The sequence below is a fragment of the Bacillus sp. JST-5 genome, assembly GCF_057747715.1.
On the sequence record NZ_JBYLHW010000013.1, the window covers coordinates 1 to 16,762 of the forward strand.

The 16,762-nt window shown below is 32.5% G+C and carries 17 protein-coding genes; 14 read left to right on the forward strand and 3 right to left on the reverse strand.

Features of this window, described 5'->3' with window-relative positions; genetic code table 11:
• Positions 1–599 precede the first annotated feature (599 nt).
• The 9 genes from AC3ASS_RS04665 to rlmH all read left to right on the forward strand — a co-directional run bounded on the left by AC3ASS_RS04665 (position 600) and on the right by rlmH (position 9,892).
• Positions 600–2,093, forward strand: coding sequence for a peptidoglycan DD-metalloendopeptidase family protein (locus AC3ASS_RS04665; RefSeq protein ID WP_488282349.1), 1,494 nt, complete (start codon positions 600–602; stop codon positions 2,091–2,093).
• Positions 2,094–2,278: 185 nt separating this feature from the next.
• Positions 2,279–2,986 carry a response regulator YycF gene (yycF, locus tag AC3ASS_RS04670; RefSeq protein ID WP_488282350.1) on the forward strand — a complete coding sequence of 236 codons (708 nt, stop codon included), beginning with the start codon at positions 2,279–2,281 and terminating at the stop codon, positions 2,984–2,986.
• A 7-nt stretch (positions 2,987–2,993) separates the two neighbouring features.
• A complete protein-coding gene (gene walK, locus AC3ASS_RS04675) occupies positions 2,994–4,826 on the forward strand; it encodes a cell wall metabolism sensor histidine kinase WalK (RefSeq protein ID WP_488282351.1) in 1,833 nt (610 codons plus the stop codon).
• The gene (locus AC3ASS_RS04680; protein ID WP_488282352.1) at positions 4,823–6,106 is read left to right on the forward strand and encodes a YycH family regulatory protein; all 1,284 of its coding nucleotides are present in this window, start codon (positions 4,823–4,825) and stop codon (positions 6,104–6,106) included. Before walK ends, AC3ASS_RS04680 begins: the two co-directional genes overlap by 4 nt.
• Positions 6,093–6,884 (forward strand): two-component system regulatory protein YycI, encoded by a 792-nt coding sequence (locus AC3ASS_RS04685; protein WP_488282353.1) that lies wholly within the window; start codon positions 6,093–6,095, stop codon positions 6,882–6,884. Before AC3ASS_RS04680 ends, AC3ASS_RS04685 begins: the two co-directional genes overlap by 14 nt.
• A 5-nt stretch (positions 6,885–6,889) precedes the next feature.
• Positions 6,890–7,684: an MBL fold metallo-hydrolase gene (locus tag AC3ASS_RS04690; RefSeq protein ID WP_488282354.1), complete on the forward strand. Its 795-nt coding sequence runs from the start codon at positions 6,890–6,892 to the stop codon at positions 7,682–7,684.
• 118 nt (positions 7,685–7,802) lie between these two features.
• Positions 7,803–9,017 (forward strand): S1C family serine protease, encoded by a 1,215-nt coding sequence (locus AC3ASS_RS04695; RefSeq protein WP_488282388.1) that lies wholly within the window; start codon positions 7,803–7,805, stop codon positions 9,015–9,017.
• Between the two features lie 138 nt (positions 9,018–9,155).
• Positions 9,156–9,314 (forward strand): CxxH/CxxC protein, encoded by a 159-nt coding sequence (locus tag AC3ASS_RS04700; protein WP_488282355.1) that lies wholly within the window; start codon positions 9,156–9,158, stop codon positions 9,312–9,314.
• 98 nt (positions 9,315–9,412) lie between these two features.
• Entirely contained in the window at positions 9,413–9,892 is a 480-nt protein-coding gene (gene rlmH, locus AC3ASS_RS04705) for a 23S rRNA (pseudouridine(1915)-N(3))-methyltransferase RlmH (RefSeq protein WP_488282356.1), read from the forward strand.
• Positions 9,893–10,067: 175 nt separating this feature from the next.
• On the opposite strand, the gene zupT is transcribed toward rlmH, so the two are convergent.
• On the reverse strand, positions 10,068–10,883 hold the full coding sequence (gene zupT, locus AC3ASS_RS04710) for a zinc transporter ZupT (RefSeq protein WP_488282357.1): 816 nt from the start codon (positions 10,881–10,883) through the stop codon (positions 10,068–10,070).
• Between the two features lie 499 nt (positions 10,884–11,382).
• Positions 11,383–11,775, reverse strand: coding sequence for a hypothetical protein (locus AC3ASS_RS04715; protein WP_488282358.1), 393 nt, complete (start codon positions 11,773–11,775; stop codon positions 11,383–11,385).
• Positions 11,776–12,095: 320 nt separating this feature from the next.
• Here AC3ASS_RS04715 and AC3ASS_RS04720 point away from each other — a divergent pair, with 320 nt between their 5' ends.
• The 5 genes from AC3ASS_RS04720 (at position 12,096) to AC3ASS_RS04740 (ending at position 16,105) form a co-directional block, all read left to right on the forward strand.
• On the forward strand, positions 12,096–12,644 hold the full coding sequence (locus AC3ASS_RS04720) for a flavodoxin family protein (RefSeq protein ID WP_488282359.1): 549 nt from the start codon (positions 12,096–12,098) through the stop codon (positions 12,642–12,644).
• A gap of 478 nt (positions 12,645–13,122) precedes the next feature.
• Positions 13,123–13,707 carry a TetR/AcrR family transcriptional regulator gene (locus AC3ASS_RS04725; RefSeq protein WP_488282360.1) on the forward strand — a complete coding sequence of 195 codons (585 nt, stop codon included), beginning with the start codon at positions 13,123–13,125 and terminating at the stop codon, positions 13,705–13,707.
• 84 nt (positions 13,708–13,791) lie between these two features.
• Entirely contained in the window at positions 13,792–14,193 is a 402-nt protein-coding gene (locus AC3ASS_RS04730) for a DUF4064 domain-containing protein (protein ID WP_488282361.1), read from the forward strand.
• A gap of 29 nt (positions 14,194–14,222) precedes the next feature.
• On the forward strand, positions 14,223–15,644 hold the full coding sequence (locus AC3ASS_RS04735) for a serine hydrolase domain-containing protein (protein WP_488282362.1): 1,422 nt from the start codon (positions 14,223–14,225) through the stop codon (positions 15,642–15,644).
• A 5-nt stretch (positions 15,645–15,649) separates the two neighbouring features.
• Entirely contained in the window at positions 15,650–16,105 is a 456-nt protein-coding gene (locus tag AC3ASS_RS04740) for a DUF2269 family protein (RefSeq protein WP_488282363.1), read from the forward strand.
• 176 nt (positions 16,106–16,281) lie between these two features.
• Here the strand turns inward: AC3ASS_RS04740 and AC3ASS_RS04745 are convergent, their stop codons facing one another.
• Positions 16,282–16,677 carry a VOC family protein gene (locus tag AC3ASS_RS04745; protein ID WP_488282364.1) on the reverse strand — a complete coding sequence of 132 codons (396 nt, stop codon included), beginning with the start codon at positions 16,675–16,677 and terminating at the stop codon, positions 16,282–16,284.
• Positions 16,678–16,762 lie beyond the last annotated feature (85 nt).

The following is a 16,762-nucleotide window of genomic DNA, read 5'->3' on the forward strand; positions in this document are numbered from 1 at the left end:
AGACCTCTTGGAGGGTGGAGTGACCACTGGCATAAAGAGAACAGCTATTCACGGAAGTTATAAAGACTTGCGTCAATTATCTTAATTGAACCGCCGTATACGGAACCGTACGTACGGTGGTGTGAGAGGACGGGAGTTAATCGCTCCCTCCTACTCGATTAGGACTAATGACGTGAATCATAGCTACTTATTTATAAAAATAAGTTGTATCCTTTGTACATGAAAATATACTTATATTAAGAGAAAAAATCGAAGTTTGTCCAATCAAGAAGAAAATTATGTAATATAAATGTAATAAATATGGAAATAAATTCAAAATTTTAAAATCATTAAAATTATAAAAAAGCCACATATTATCTTAATTTTTAAAAATATCTAAATATTCAAAGTGTAAATCAAGGAAAACATTTGGAAAATTTATACAATATCAGTAATAAAATGTCATTAATTATACATTTATGTTACATTATGAATACGAATACCCAATTTATTGGATTTTATGATAAAGTATAAACTAGCTAGATTCTAGTAAACTTAGGTATTTGGGACTAGTTTAATAACTAAGCTGTTTGTTTAAACACGTTTAGGAGGATTTTTAAATGAAAACAAACATGAAAAAAGGTCTTCAACAAATGTCTGAAAGAGCTTTAAAGCTTCGATCAGAATCAACAAAGGCATTGAAGAAGACGATTGCAGCTACGATGGTGTTTTCTACAATATCCTTTAACACCGTCTTTGCAAGTGAAAATGATGATTCTTCACAATTAAATACAGTTTATCATGTATACTATAACGATAAATATTTGGGAACCGTTTCAAATAAAAGTGTTATTAATAAAGTCATTGATGAAAAGCTAGAAAAACTTCAATTAGTATATGAATCTTATAATCTATCACTAGGGGAAGAAATTACCTACATACCAGAAGAAGTATTTCGTCCAGTGAATACAAATAATGAACAAATTGCTGAAACGATTCGAGATTCATTACAAATAAAAGCAGAAGCTGTTGCCATTAAGGTTAATGGAGAAGTGGTTGGTCATGTTGAAAGTCATGAAAAAGCTGAAGAAGTAATAAAAAAATTAAAATTAAAGTACGTCTCTGAAGAAGACTTAAAAAAGCTTGAAGATTTGGAAAAGAAAAAATTAAACGGCGAAAAATTACCACCACTTAAGGAAAATGAATCTCGCATATTAGACGTTCAATTATCAGCAAATGTTACATTATCTTTAGATAAAACTTTACCAAATCAAATTTTATCTGTTGATGAAACTGTTAAGCTTCTTCAAAGAGGTACTTTAGAAGAGAAAATTTATAAAGTTAAAAAAGGGGACGTCCTAGGATCTATTGCAGAAAAACATGGATTAAAGCTTAAGCAATTACTGGAATTAAATCCTGGTTTAAAAGAAGATACTCTCCTACAAATTGGTCAAAAAATTAATGTAACAGCATATGAGCCTTATGTTAAAGTGATTGTTACTAAAGAAGTAAATAAAAAGGAAAAAATTCCGTATAAAACCGAATATGTTGAAGATTCTTCTATGTATAAAGGAGACACTAAAATAAAACAACAAGGACAAGAAGGACAAAAATCTGTTACATACTTAGTAACTGAGTCAAGCGGTAATACATCTAAGAAAAAAGTTATTAATGAAAAAGTTATTAAAAAACCAGTTAATCATGTAGTAATAAAAGGAACTAAAGTCATTCCATCAAGAGGAACAGGATCATTATCTTGGCCAACTGTTGGTGGATATATTTCCAGTCATGTAGGTTATCGTTGGGGTCAACTTCATAAAGGAATTGATATTGCAAGACCGTCTGATTACACAATCAAAGCTGCTGACAATGGTACAGTTGTATTTGCAGGATGGGATGGCGGTTACGGTAATAAAATAGTTATTGATCATAACAATGGTATCAAAACTGTGTATGCACATCTTTCCTCTATAAACGTATATGTAGGACAAACGGTTTCAAAAGGTTCAAAAATTGGAGTAATGGGATCAACAGGAAACTCAACGGGAACACATTTACATTTTGAAGTATATAAAAACGGTCAATTACAAAATCCATTAAATTATTTAAATTAAGAATAGAATCTCCGGAAGACCGGAGATTTTTTCATTATGAATATTAATAAGAAAAAGGATATTACAAGTAGAAAGGTGAAAATAAAAAAATAAAGTGATAAAGTAAAAGATATAATAAATTCAACTACAAATCGTGATACTTTTACTAACAATTCCTAAAATAAATAGGAAGGGAAGAAAAAGTAATGGAACAAAAGAAAATTTTAGTTGTAGACGATGAAAAACCAATTGCAGATATACTACAATTCAACTTGAAAAAAGAAGGATATGATGTTTATTGTGCACATGATGGGAACGAAGCCATAAAAATGGTTGAAGAAATCAAACCAGATTTAGTTTTATTAGATATAATGCTTCCCCAAAAAGATGGAATGGAAGTTTGCCGAGAAATTCGTAAAAAGTATGAGATGCCCATCATTATGCTAACGGCTAAGGATTCAGAAATCGATAAAGTATTAGGATTAGAACTTGGTGCTGATGATTATGTAACAAAACCTTTTAGTACTAGAGAATTGTTAGCTAGAGTGAAGGCAAATTTACGCAGACATCAACAAGGAATACAAGATAACGAAGATGATAAAAATGAAATAACCATTGGGTCATTAACTATTTTACCAAATTCCTATTTAGTTTCTAAAAGAGGGGAAACAATTGAATTGACCCACCGTGAATTTGAATTGTTGCACTATTTAGCGAAACATATTGGACAAGTAATGACGAGAGAACATTTATTACAAACTGTATGGGGATATGATTATTTCGGTGATGTAAGAACAGTGGACGTAACTGTTCGCCGATTACGTGAAAAGATTGAAGATAATCCAAGTCACCCTACATGGATCGTTACGAGAAGAGGGGTAGGGTATTATTTAAGAAATCCTGAACAGGAGTAACCTTTTTATGGGAAAGGTAAAATTTTTTCAGTCTATACGAATAAAGTTTATTCTCGTATTTGTTCTTTTAATATTAATTGCGATGCAAATTATAGGAGTTTATTTTGTTCGGGTATTAGAAGACAGACTTGTTGATAATTTTAAAAACGCAATGAACCAGCATGTGAACATTCTAACCTACTATATAGAAGAAGTTTTAGCTAAGGAAAGAAATGAACAAGAAACAACAACAATCGAACAAGATATTCAAAGTATTTTAGAAGATTATGCTGGAACGGCTACCGATATAAAAGAGATTAGAGTTATTAATAAGGACTATAGAATTATTGGAACGTCCAGTAGTGATCAACAAGGGCTTGTCGGACAACGAATTACGGACGAATTAATAAAAAGAACGTTCGTTATCGGAGAACGTGATGGGAGGATGTTTATTGATCCTCATACAGGACATCGAATTTGGTATTTATATTCGCCTATAAGATCCAATAATGAAATTATTGGAATTATTTATATGGAAGGTAAAATTGAAAAAGTATTTGAACAGTTAAGATTTATTAATGGCATACTAACAAAAGGTACTTTAATTGCTTTGGCAATAACAGCTTTATTAGCTGTATTTGTTGCTCAAACGATTACACGTCCAATTTCGGATATGAAAAAACAAGCACAAGCGATGGCAAAAGGTAATTTTTCAAGGAAAGTAAAAATTTACGGTACGGATGAAATTGGACAACTAGCTTCTACTTTTAATCATCTTACTAAAAAGCTTCAAGACGCCCAAGAAACTACTGAGGGAGAAAGAAGAAAGCTTTCATCTGTGCTAGCATATATGACAGATGGAGTAATTGCTACTGACAGAAAAGGTAGGATCATTCTCATTAATGAACCTGCAACCAATATGCTAAATGTTACACGTGAAACAGTTTTATCCCAGCCGATCGTATCTGTCTTAGGGATTGAGGACAAATACACATTTGAAGATTTATTGGAAGAAAAAGATTCGGTAACATTAGATTTTAGTACGAAAGATAAACCATATATTTTGAGGGCCAATTTTTCTGTTATACAAAAAGAAACAGGGTTTATGAATGGTTTAATTACCGTGCTTCATGATATTACAGAACAAGAAAAAATTGAGGAAGAAAGACGTGAATTCGTTGCGAATGTTTCACACGAGCTAAGAACACCTCTAACTACGATGAGAAGTTATTTGGAGGCACTGTCGGATGGTGCATGGAATGACCCTGAAATAGCTCCGAAATTTTTAAAAGTGACTCAAGATGAAACAGAGCGAATGATTCGCCTTGTCAACGACCTTTTACAACTTTCTAAGTTGGATTCAAAAGATTACCGTCTGGATAAAGAATGGGTAAATTTTTCAAGCTTTTTTCACCACATTATCGACCGATTTGAAGTTACAAAAGATCCTTCCATCACCTTTAATAGAGTAATACAAAAAGATAGTATGTTTGTAGAAATAGATCAGGATAAAATTACACAAGTATTAGATAATTTAATTTCTAATGCATTAAAATATTCTCCGGAAGGTGGAACAATTACTTGTAAAGCAGTTGTGCATAATGACGAGCTGCTTGTTAGTATCTCTGATGAAGGTGTCGGAATACCGAAAGAAAGCATACACCGTATTTTTGATCGATTTTACAGGGTTGATAAAGCAAGAACAAGGAAATTAGGCGGAACAGGTCTAGGATTAGCAATTGCTAAAGAAATGATACAAGCTCATAAAGGTAAGATATGGGTAGAAAGTCAGGAAGGAAAAGGAACGACTTTTTATTTCTCTTTACCATATGATCGAACTCAAGAGGATGATTTGGAATGAAGTACGAAAATGTAAAATCGTTAATCTTAACGATATTGGTGTTTTTAAGTATCATTTTGTCATGGAATATCTTGACCTTTCAGCCTAAAAATGATGTCAAACAATCTAATTATGTTGAGGAAATAAATATTAGTAAAAAGCTAAATGTATCTGAAATCATCAAACCTTATAAAGTGATGTACCATGACCAAAATGAATCTCATCGTGGTTCATGGAATATGGGAAATATAAATTTATTAATGAATGAAATTTTGAACTGGACGTTCTATGATTTTACTTTAACAGAACCTGTCAATCACTTGGACGATATCATCCATGGCCCTAATCGAGTGGAATTAATTTTTCCAAACTCTGTGCCATTTGAAATCTTTAAAAATGTAATAAATATAGATTCGAAAAATGTACCTAGCGGGTCATTTGATCGAATGATAATTAGCCAAGGAGAATTTCAAGGAGATGAGGGAGTTATATACTTTATCTCTCATGAAGAAAACGAAGTAATTAAAAGTTTGGTTCGTTCCCCGTTATTTAATCAGTTTACTGAAGTGTTAAATGAAGTGTTGCCAAACTTTCAGTCTTTTACCGTTTTTCAAAAGCCTAATGGACAATCATTATATTTATTAAATGAAGAAATGGTTTTACCAAAATATCGTTTTTATCCTCAATACATTCCATTAGAAGAATTTAAAAAAGCTCTTTTTCCAAATCCTGAATTTGTTACGCGATCAGATAACGAATATACAGATAGTTCAAGTTTACTGAATGTGAATGAACCAGTCATTGAATATGTTGATCCAACGAACCGTCATCAGATTTTAACACCGTCAGAACTTCTGCAAAAAGGGATAAATTTTATCAACTCTCATGGTGGTTGGACAGATACGTATATCTTTGATGATTTAAGAGGAAATAATGTTTCATTTCGTTTATATTTGCATGATTATTTTGTTATGAATGAATCAGGTTTAGCAAATATATCTTTAAGCTTTGATAATAAGTGGTTTAAATATAAACGAACATATTTAAAATGGGATATTTCGATACCTCAATATAATTCTGATGTAATATTAGTACCAGGCGAGAGAGTTATACAATATTTAGAAAAAAATAAGTCTACTAATATAGATGAAGTTCAAGATATTGCAGTTGGATTTTACTTAACGAAAAACAACAATGATCAACTATATCAATTAGAGCCCTCCTGGTTTTACCGAACGAATGGAACATGGAAGAGAATTGCCCCTGAAGAGTTAGGAGGGATTCTACATGGACTGGAGTAAAACGAAGACCATTTTTATTATTATGTTTTTAATACTGGATATTTTTTTAATATATGAGCTTATGAATCAAAGAAATGAAAGTCAAGTTCAATACAAAAAAGAAACATCACTTGAAGAAAAGTTAGAAGCTGAAAATATTAAAATTCCTCAAGTTCCAGAAGAACCAAAAAAAGAAAAGTTTGTAGAAGCATCATTAAAACAGTTTAAAGCTAAAGACTTAACAAGTCTTAATAATCAAGAGACAAGCATAATTGAAGGAACATCCATTCATTCTATTTTTCCTGATCCAATTCCTTTAGGGAAGGATTGGACAAAGGCGGATGTGGATGAATTTGTAAGGAAAAATATACTTTACGGGGATAAATATAAATATTGGTCATATGATGAAAAATCTAATACGATTACTTATTATCAAGTTTTTGAAGATAAATTGTTTTTTGAAAATAGCCGTGCACAAATTAAAATATTTTTGAATGAAGAGAATGAAATTGAATCATATGAGCAAACAATGCTTGACCAAATACAAAAGTTAAAAGATATAGAAATTATGACAGCCTTAGAGGCGATTGAGGTTTTATACCATAAAGGTATACTAGAGGCCGGAAGTGAAATTACAGATATTACGTTAGGCTATTATTCTCTTATTCCGAGTACATCCACCCAATTATTGGCGCCAACATGGAACTTTGTTATTGACGGAGAAGAGAATGTATTTGTAAATGCTTTAGAAGGTCATGTCATTCAACGTACGAACAACGAGAATAAAGTGTTGGAGTGAAAATAATGTCTTTTCAATTTAGTGTATTAGCCAGTGGATCTTCGGGAAATGCCATTTATGTGGAAACAGATAAACATCGATTTTTAGTAGATGTAGGTTTAAGCGGAAAACAGATGGAACTATTATTTAAACAAATAAAAAGAGAGATTAACCAACTAAGTGGAATTCTCGTAACACATGAGCATAGCGATCATATTAAAGGACTAGGTGTTTTAGCAAGAAAATATCGACTTCCGATCTATGCGAATGAAAAGACATGGAAGGCGATGGAACCATTAATTGGAGATATCCCAACGGATCAAAAATTTATTTTTCAAATGGAGGAAGTAAAAAGCTTTAATGGACTTGATATTCAATCATTCGGTGTATCTCATGATGCAGCTGAACCGATGTTTTATGTGTTTTATTCTGGAAATAAAAAATTAGTGCTTATTACTGATACAGGGTATGTGAGTAACCGAATGAAAGGGATCATCCATAATGCGGATACGTACATATTTGAAAGCAACCATGATGTGCAAATGTTACGTATGGGAAATTATCCGTGGAGTATAAAAAGAAGAATATTAAGTGATGTTGGGCATGTGTCCAATGAGGATGCGGCTTTAGCAATGAGTGATGTTATTGGTGAAAGAACAAAACATATTTATTTAGCCCATTTAAGTAAAGATAACAATATGAAAGATTTAGCTAGAATGAGTGTAGAACAAACATTATTAAGCCGAGGAATTGTTGTTGGAGAACAAGTGGAACTTCATGATACTGATCCAAAAATACCGACTCCTTTGGCTGCAGTATAATTTATTTTAAAAATCATTAAAATATACTAAAATATTTTCAGAAAAAAGGTTAGAACGATCAAATGTTAGAAAGAATAACTCTTAGTAATCGTTTCTTTTAAGGAGAGGAATGGTGAGAATGGGTTATTACGATGATCATGCTCATAACACACGAGAAAGTAATCGAAAACAAAAAGGAAATCGCAGCGGATATTTACTGGCTAGCCTCGTAGGAGCTATTTTAGGAGCTATGTTAATAGTGATTTCGATACCAACATTAGCGAATTTTGATATACTACCATACAGTATAGAACCACATGAGTATTCCAATGAAGAAAGTAAACAGCCTTCTGCAAGACAGACGGTATCGATTGACGTTGTGTCAGATATTACAAAAGCAGTGGATAAAGCTAGCGATGCTGTTGTAGGAATTACAAATATTCAAGCAGGAAGCTTTTGGGAACAAACAACAGAAGCGGGTACCGGTTCGGGTGTTATTTATAAAAAAGCAAAAAATTCAGCATTTATTGTGACCAACTTTCATGTTATTGAAGGTGCAGATCAATTAGAAGTAACACTTTCTGATGGGACAAAATTAGAGGCAAAATTACTAGGCGGTGACGTTTGGACGGATTTAGCAGTGCTTGAAATCGACGGTTCCAAAGTAAAAACCGTTGCTGAGTTTGGTGACTCTGATGCATTGAAACCGGGAGAAACTGTCATTGCCATCGGTAATCCGTTAGGTCTGCAATTTTCAGGTTCTGTTACACAAGGGATCATTTCTGGATTAGAACGTGCAATCCCTATCGATTTAAATCAAGATGGTGTCGTTGATTGGCATGCAGAAGTCATACAAACGGATGCAGCCATTAATCCTGGTAACAGTGGTGGTGCCTTAGTAAACGTCGCTGGTCAGGTTGTTGGAATTAATTCAATGAAAATTGCTCAAAGTGCGGTTGAAGGAATAGGTTTATCCATTCCAATTAATTCAGCTATTCCAATTATTGAAGATCTTGAGAAATATGGTGAAGTGAAACGACCATATATGGGCGTACAGCTTAAACCGTTAAGCGAAATATCGTCATACCATCAACATGAAACGTTAAAACTTCCTCCTGATGTAACAGGGGGACTAATGATCATAGAAGTTGTACCAAATTCTCCTGCTGATTTAGCGGGCCTCCAACGAATGGATGTAATCGTCCAACTTGATGACGAAAAGATAGAAGATGTGATTGATTTAAGAAAATATTTATACATTAAGAAAAATGTTGGAGATCAAATGAAAGTGAAGTTTTATCGAAACGGAAAGTTAAAAGAAACAACTGTTAAATTAACAGGAGAGTCAATGTAAATCACAAAAGCACTTTATCACGAAAATGAATGATAAAGTGCTTTTGCCTTTAAATTTGTCTTATTTCCTACAATTTCATTTCATGATAAGCTTTTAAATGTGGATAACTATTAATAAAAAGGGAAAGGATGTTCCAACATGATTTACGCCTGTGATGAACATGTGGATATTGCTCTAGAAATGATTGTAGATCGTTATGAAACAGCTCCAACATTGGAACCTATCCAAGAAGAAAAAAAGATATCAACAACCTGTGAATTTTGTCAAAAACCAGCTGCATATATTGTGGCGAACTAATATTCTGATACAACATGTGGATATAAATTGTGTATATGTGGATAACTTCTGTGGATAACATGTTTGTAAATTGTTTATAATTCAAATGGGAGTAGAAAATGAATATTTCAATTATTACGGTAGGAAAATTAAAAGAAAAATATTTAAAACAAGGCATAGAAGAATATTTAAAAAGATTATCAGCTTATGCCAAAATGGAAATTATTGAAGTTCCTGATGAGAAAGCACCAGAAACATTAAGTGAAACTGAAATGGAAATGGTGAAGAAAAAGGAAGGGGAGAGAATTTTAAGTAAAATTCATCCCGATACATATGTAATAGCATTAGCTATTAACGGTTCAATGAAATCATCAGAACAATTTGCAGAAAAAATTAATCAACTAGCTTTATATGGAAAAAGCAAATTAACATTTGTAATTGGTGGATCATTGGGATTAAGTGACGGCGTATTAAAAAGAGCAAACGAGTCCCTATCTTTTTCAAAAATGACATTTCCACATCAGCTAATGAGATTAATTTTAGTAGAACAAATCTATCGGGCATTTCGGATTATAAGAGGAGAACCGTACCATAAGTAAGTGCGGTTTTTTTAGGCTAAGACAAAAGGTTTTTAGGTAATGAAAAACCCGAACTATTATTTGAAACCTACATTTCAGGCTTCATTATAGTTCGGGTTTTAATCTAGTTTTTAAGATAGCTAATCCTTATTCGATTTTACGAGTGTTAATTTTCGTTCTTGATTCAGTATTTTTTTTATGCAAGTAGCACTAAACTAATTGCCATAATAGCCATTCCTGCTACTAAACCGTATATCGATAAATGTGTTTCATCGTATTTTTTCGCTGCTGGTAACAACTCGTCAAGTGAGATGAATACCATAATCCCAGCAACCCCAGCAAAAATGACACCAAACATAACATCTGTTAAGAACGGCATTAAAATCAAGTACGCTATAAATGCACCAAACGGCTCAGCTAATCCTGACAAAAAAGATAATTTAAACGCCTTCATTCGTATACCTGTTGCATAAAAAATCGGAACGGCTACAGCAATTCCTTCTGGCACGTTATGAATCGCTATCGCAACGGCAATTGCTACTCCAAGGTTTGGATCATGTAAGGCAGACATAAATGTCGCAATACCTTCAGGGAAATTATGAATCGCAATTGCAAGAGCTGTAAATGTACCAATCTTCATTAATTTATCTGCATCTCTAATCTTGTTCGCTTCTACTTGATTAATATCTTCCACCATACGTACTTCATGGGGGTTGGTTTTATTGGGAATAAACTTATCAATCAACGCAATCAGTAACACACCACCAAAAAAACCGACAAGTGTCATCCAATATCCTTGTTTATCTCCTAGTGCAGACGTTAAAGAATCTTTTGCTTTGACGAAAATCTCAACAAGCGAAACGTAGATCATTACCCCCGCCGAGAATCCTAATGCAATGGATAAAAATTTGGTATTTGTGCGAGATGTAAAAAAGGCAATTAAACTACCGACCCCAGTTGCAAGACCCGCAATTAATGTAAGACCAAGTGCGAGCAGTACATTTTCATCCATTTGAAACTCTCCCATTATCTATTTTTATAAACTGTATTATATACATAGAGTTTCCATTTGGGCAACTCTCTAAATTTATATATGAAAATGGGGATGAATTTATGCTTTTAGCAGTACAGGATAGTGAATTATAGGAATACAACCAATATGTACAAAGGTTTATTAATAATGATCCATGTAATTGGAATTAAAAAACATTCATTAGCAAGAAGTTGTCGGCAAATGAAAGTAGTAAAAAGCGCAATAAAAAAGAAATAAAGAAGCATTATTTAAGTACAAAGGTAGATGAGTAAGTGATAGTGGTGTATATTTTGTTTAGGTACATTTGTTGGATTAGCTTCTAGCATGTTATCAGAGGTAAGGGATTAAAAAAAATACTTAGAACGTCGATAAAACAACGTTCTAAGTATTTTTATGTTTAATAGTCTTATTTAGATTAGGATCATTTATTAAGCTTTTTTATCAATAGATAGCTTCTTAACTTACATTTATTATCTAGTTAATCTTCTTTTTCCACAAAAAATGTCACTAAAACAAATAGTAAAAATGCGAGTAATAAAATCGTTCCGCCAATGATAAATAGTACCATGACGAAAGTGTCGTTTAGGTTAAATGGATTTAGGTTGTACATCCACATACCAAACGTTAAGCCAAAAGCACCGAGCATGGATAAAATTGCATGTGCTGTTACTAACTTTTTATACTTTACACGGTATACTTTATAGAAAATTCCCCAGGCAAAAACTGAAAGCCAGCAAACAAGTAACATGTGTGCATGAATAGGGCGCAATGAATAATCCATACTGCCTGACATTCTTGAGCCTAAAATTACACCGATTAAACCGAAGATCGCCGCAAAGCGAATTAAACGAATACTCCATTTTTGTTCCATTATAAATATCCTCCTATGATTGTGTATGATCTGTTCCACATGTTGGGACCAGATAATCCCTATCATTGAAATTTTATTGTCAGAGTATTTCCCGTATGTATTAGCTTTACCATCAACAGAGATATCGCCCTCACATACAAATTGATATTTTATTTACAGAGTGGAATAATATTTGATTAGCATGTAAATTAATACTTTATTTATTATAAACATTTATTGAAAAAACTGCACTTCAAAAGTTCGTGTGAACCGTAGCAAACATACTCTACTTGGAGAGGTACAATTGGATTTTTTAGTTTAATGATAAAGGGGAAATGAACATGTCAATAGCCGTTATATATGGGGGAACCCGTCCTCATGGAAATTCTGAGATCTTGACAGAACAGGTGATACAAGATATAGCTACTGAAAAAATCTATTTAAGAGATTTTAAAATCCAACCCATTATTGACATGCGACATACGGAGGAAGGTTTCCAAGACAGAAATGATGATTATAATTCAATCATTGATCGTATACTCCCACATGATATTTTAATATTCTCTACCCCAATTTATTGGTATAGCATGTCAGGAACAATGAAAAACTTTATTGATCGATGGTCGCAAATGTTAAGGGACCCTAAATATCCTGATTTCAAGAGTAAAATGGCTTCTAAAAAAGCGTTTGTAATTGCTGTGGGAGGAGATGATCCTTACATTAAAGGACTGCCTTTGATTCAGCAATTTCAATACATTTTTGATTTTATGGGAATTGAATTTGCCGGTTATATCCTTGGGAATGGAAATAAACCTGGAGAAGTATTACAAGACAAAGTAGCACTTTTCGCAGCTAATCAATTGCGAAATAAATTAACTGAAATTCTCTAAAATAAATCATGTAATTGAGTTATTGTAAAGAATAAAACTCATGATGGAAAAAGGATGAAAAGATAGCGAAAAATACATAAACGATTACTGATTTCAAGACAGAAAGTATATAGGGATACAGTTTTTGATTTGGCTTAGAAATGGCATATTCGACTGGATTTAGGAATGGGGCGGAACTATAAAACCTTATTTAGGATTGTTCAGTGAACTGTATCATAAGTATTAGAACTTTTTGAAAACAACTTTAAATTTTATGGAGCCACACAAATTGGCTCCATTTTTTTTTGGTAATGCGTATAATGTAGAATTAAATGATTAACGAAATTCAGAATCTTTCCATTCATATAAGTCGATCAGTCTAAACTACCATAAAAAAGACTTGAAGAAAAAGATATTTAAAAAACATTTGCTTCAATAAATTATTTATGATATCATTCCGAATGAAAATAAAAATATTCATTCGGAGGTGATTTAAAGGATGAAGGATAAAAAATCGGAAATATTTCAATGTGGGAAAGAAATTTTTAAAGAGAAAGGGTTTAAAGATACAAACATTTCAGATATTACAAAAATGGCTGGAATAGGAGTCGGTACCTTCTATAGTTATTATTCTTCAAAAGAGGAATTGTTTTTAGATATCTATATTAGTGAAAATAAAAAAGAGAAAAATAAAATTTTAGAATCACTTGATGTCAATAAAGATCCGGTTTCATTTGTGAAAGAATTTATGACAAGGACCTTTGATGCCATGCATTCCAATAAGATACTAAAAGAATGGTATAACAGGGATGTATTCAAGAAATTAGAAAAGGCATTTGAGAAGAATCCACAAGCAGCTAATGAATCTATGCGTAATTTTTTCGTGAATTTATTAAAACAGTGGAAAGAAGATGGAAAAATAAGGAATGATATAAATGATGAATTGTTAGCAGCTTTTTTCGATTCTTTAGCCTATATTGATTCTCATAAAGAAGATATTGGAATTCAACATTTTCCAGAAATAATGCAGTACCTAGTTGAGTTTATAATGAAAGGCTTAACAGATAAGGGGGGAAGTGAATAAAATTTTCTTCCATTACCCAAAAATGAATGAATTTAAAAATATTCATTCAAGAAAAAACCGTTTTATATAAAAGGAGGATGCTATATGAAACAAAAAATCGAAGTATGGTTAAACATTCTTGGTATTTCTTTGAGCTTTATTATGGTTGGGACTGGAGTAGTATTTTTATACCTCACGAAAAGTGAGCGGTTTCTTCAATATTTAGAAGCTGGCTGGAGTGAAAGCGAAAATGCATATACACTAGAACAATTAGGTCAGGCAGGTACGATGTTTATTTTGCCAGGTATTATCGGTATGTTAATAGGCTTTATAGCTATTTTTCTAGTTAAAAGAAACTATAGTCCAAAACTTACTGGATGGAGCTTAATAATCGTAACTGTTATCATTACCGTTATTTCCTTATTCAGTGCTATTCCGGGTATGTTTTTCATCTTGGCAGGTGCTTTAGCATTAAGCAGAAAATCTATTAATCATGTGACAAGTTAAAATGATTATGAAAGGTTGGAATGTAAAAAATGTACAGCAATGAATGGATTGGTACATTCGAAACGTACATGGAACAAGTAATGAAAGAGGCTTCTTTACCTGGTGTTGCAATAGGGCTAGCAAAGGATGGTCAGCTCTTTTATGAAAAGGGTTATGGTTATCGAGATGTTGAAAACAAGTTAAACGTAACAATGGATACCGTATTTGCAATTGGTTCAATTACGAAAACATTTACATGTATTGCGTTAATGCAATTACAAGAAAAGGGTAGGATCCATTTACATGATCCTATAAGAAAATATTTACCTAACTTTCGTTTAAAGAATGGCAAGTATATAGATGAAATGACCATTCATCACTTTATGACACATACAAGTGGAATCCCAAATCTTCATACTTTTCCTATGGTAACTTATAACAGTTTAACAGAGGAAGATTTTCAATATGATCCAACGATTTATGGGAATATAAATGACTTTTATCAACTAGAAACGTATGAAGAATATTTAGACTATATATCCCGTTTGGATGTTGAAATGTTGTGTAAGCCGGGGGAAGAGTGGCATTACAATAATGATTGTTATGGAATTTTGGGATTAATAATTGAGCAAGTAAGTGGGCAAAAATACGAAGACTATGTTAAAGAAAATATTTTAGAACCTGCTGGAATGTTTTCCACTTCTTATTACCTTGATGATTTGCAAGAGAGAGAAGTAACGAAAATATATATGCCTCGTGAAGTGGATGGAAAAATCACAACTGTTGAAACAACTAACTGGTGGGATACACCAGTACAACGGGCCGCAGGTTTCCTAAAATCAACTGTTGCGGATATGGTGAAATTTATGGAAATCTTCCGAACTGGTGGAACAGTTGGTACGAATCAAATATTAGAAAAAAATAGTGTAGAACAGATGATGCAGGTTCATAGCTTGAATAATCCTTTCATCCAACAAGGATACGGATATGGATTATCTATCATACCAAATTACTTTGGTTCTAAACTATTGGAACATGCTGGTGGTATTAAAGGTGGGGGAGCACAAATATTTATTATACCTGAAAAAGGATTAAGTGGAGTTGTCCTTACTAACATTCTTAGTACAGCACCAACTGCTATATTGAATAGTGCATTTAACTGCATTGAAAATAGACCACTAGAGGCAATACATGTTGAACGGGATCAAAATAATTGGAAAACCCCGATGCTTTCGGATTACGTTGGAAAGTATCAATCAAAGTCAGTGAACTTGTTTGTTTTAGTAGACTTAAAGAAAAACAGCACTCTTCAGGCAAATGTTCTTGGAGCTTCTGTAAGTTTAACACTAATAAAAAAAGATATATTTTTAATAAATGGGACCTTTGATTCTATTGAATTCAAAAGAAGTAATCAAAATAAAATTGTTGAAGTGAAATATAAAGGGTATGTATTCAAAAAGGTGGAGGAGTGAAATCATTGAACCATTTATATACTTTCATAGTAGGAATCCATATTTTTGGAGCAATTGTTGGTATTGGGCCAACACTCCTTATTTATCGGATGTTAAAGGCATGTGAAAATAGCAATGAGCTTGTAATCACTCATAAAATGATTGTTAAACTTAATTCGCTATCTAGTATCGGGTTTGGATTACTATTTATTTCCGGTCTAGCAATGGGTTTTTTAAATACATCATTATTTCAATCAACTTGGTACGTGCTAGCAATTGTATTAATGGTCATATTAGCGTTGTATAGTTCGATCATTATAGAACCTAAAATGAAATCTATGTCGAAAATATTAATGGAAAATAAAGATAAAAAAATACCAGAAGAATATACAAAATTATTAAGAAAAGTATCCCAAAGTAATATAGTTGAAAAATCTTTAATAGTAGTGATACTTGTATTAATGGTATTTAAACCATTTTAGTAGATAAAAATTTACATTGCATTTAAAAAACCACAATCTCGTTGTGGTTTTTGTTTTGACTAAAACATGACTTGTTTCCTTAAAGTTCCTAACCCCATCAATTTATTGTTTCTTAACCTTCAAAAAAACTTAGTAGTATGATTTTATAATGGGGACTACATCCTATATAGGAGGACTTAAGGAGCCACAATTTCCACTTTTATTCTGTCAGGATCTTCAAAATAAACTGCATAATGATCGGGTCCTCCAGCATAAGGGTGTTTATCTTTATATAAAATATTTATTCCCATATCTTTTAATTGATTGGTGAGCTTGTCTACTTGTTCACGGGATTCTGCATGGAATGCTAAATGATTAAGGCCAACACGACAGCGATGATAGGGAATATCAAGAAATCTTTCTTCTGCTTGGACAAAAACAATGTATGTTTTTTCTAGCTTCCAACTTTGACCAGTCTCCCACTGTTGGAATTTTTTATACCCAAGTTCTTTTAATAACCAACCCCAAAACTCAACCGACTTTTTTAAATCGGAAACATACAACTCAATATGATGAATACAACCTTTTGACATTGCTCAATCTCCCTAAAAAATTTTTATTAAATCTTTCAAATCATGACCAGAATATAAACTGGAATTCCATATTCAAAAAAAGTAA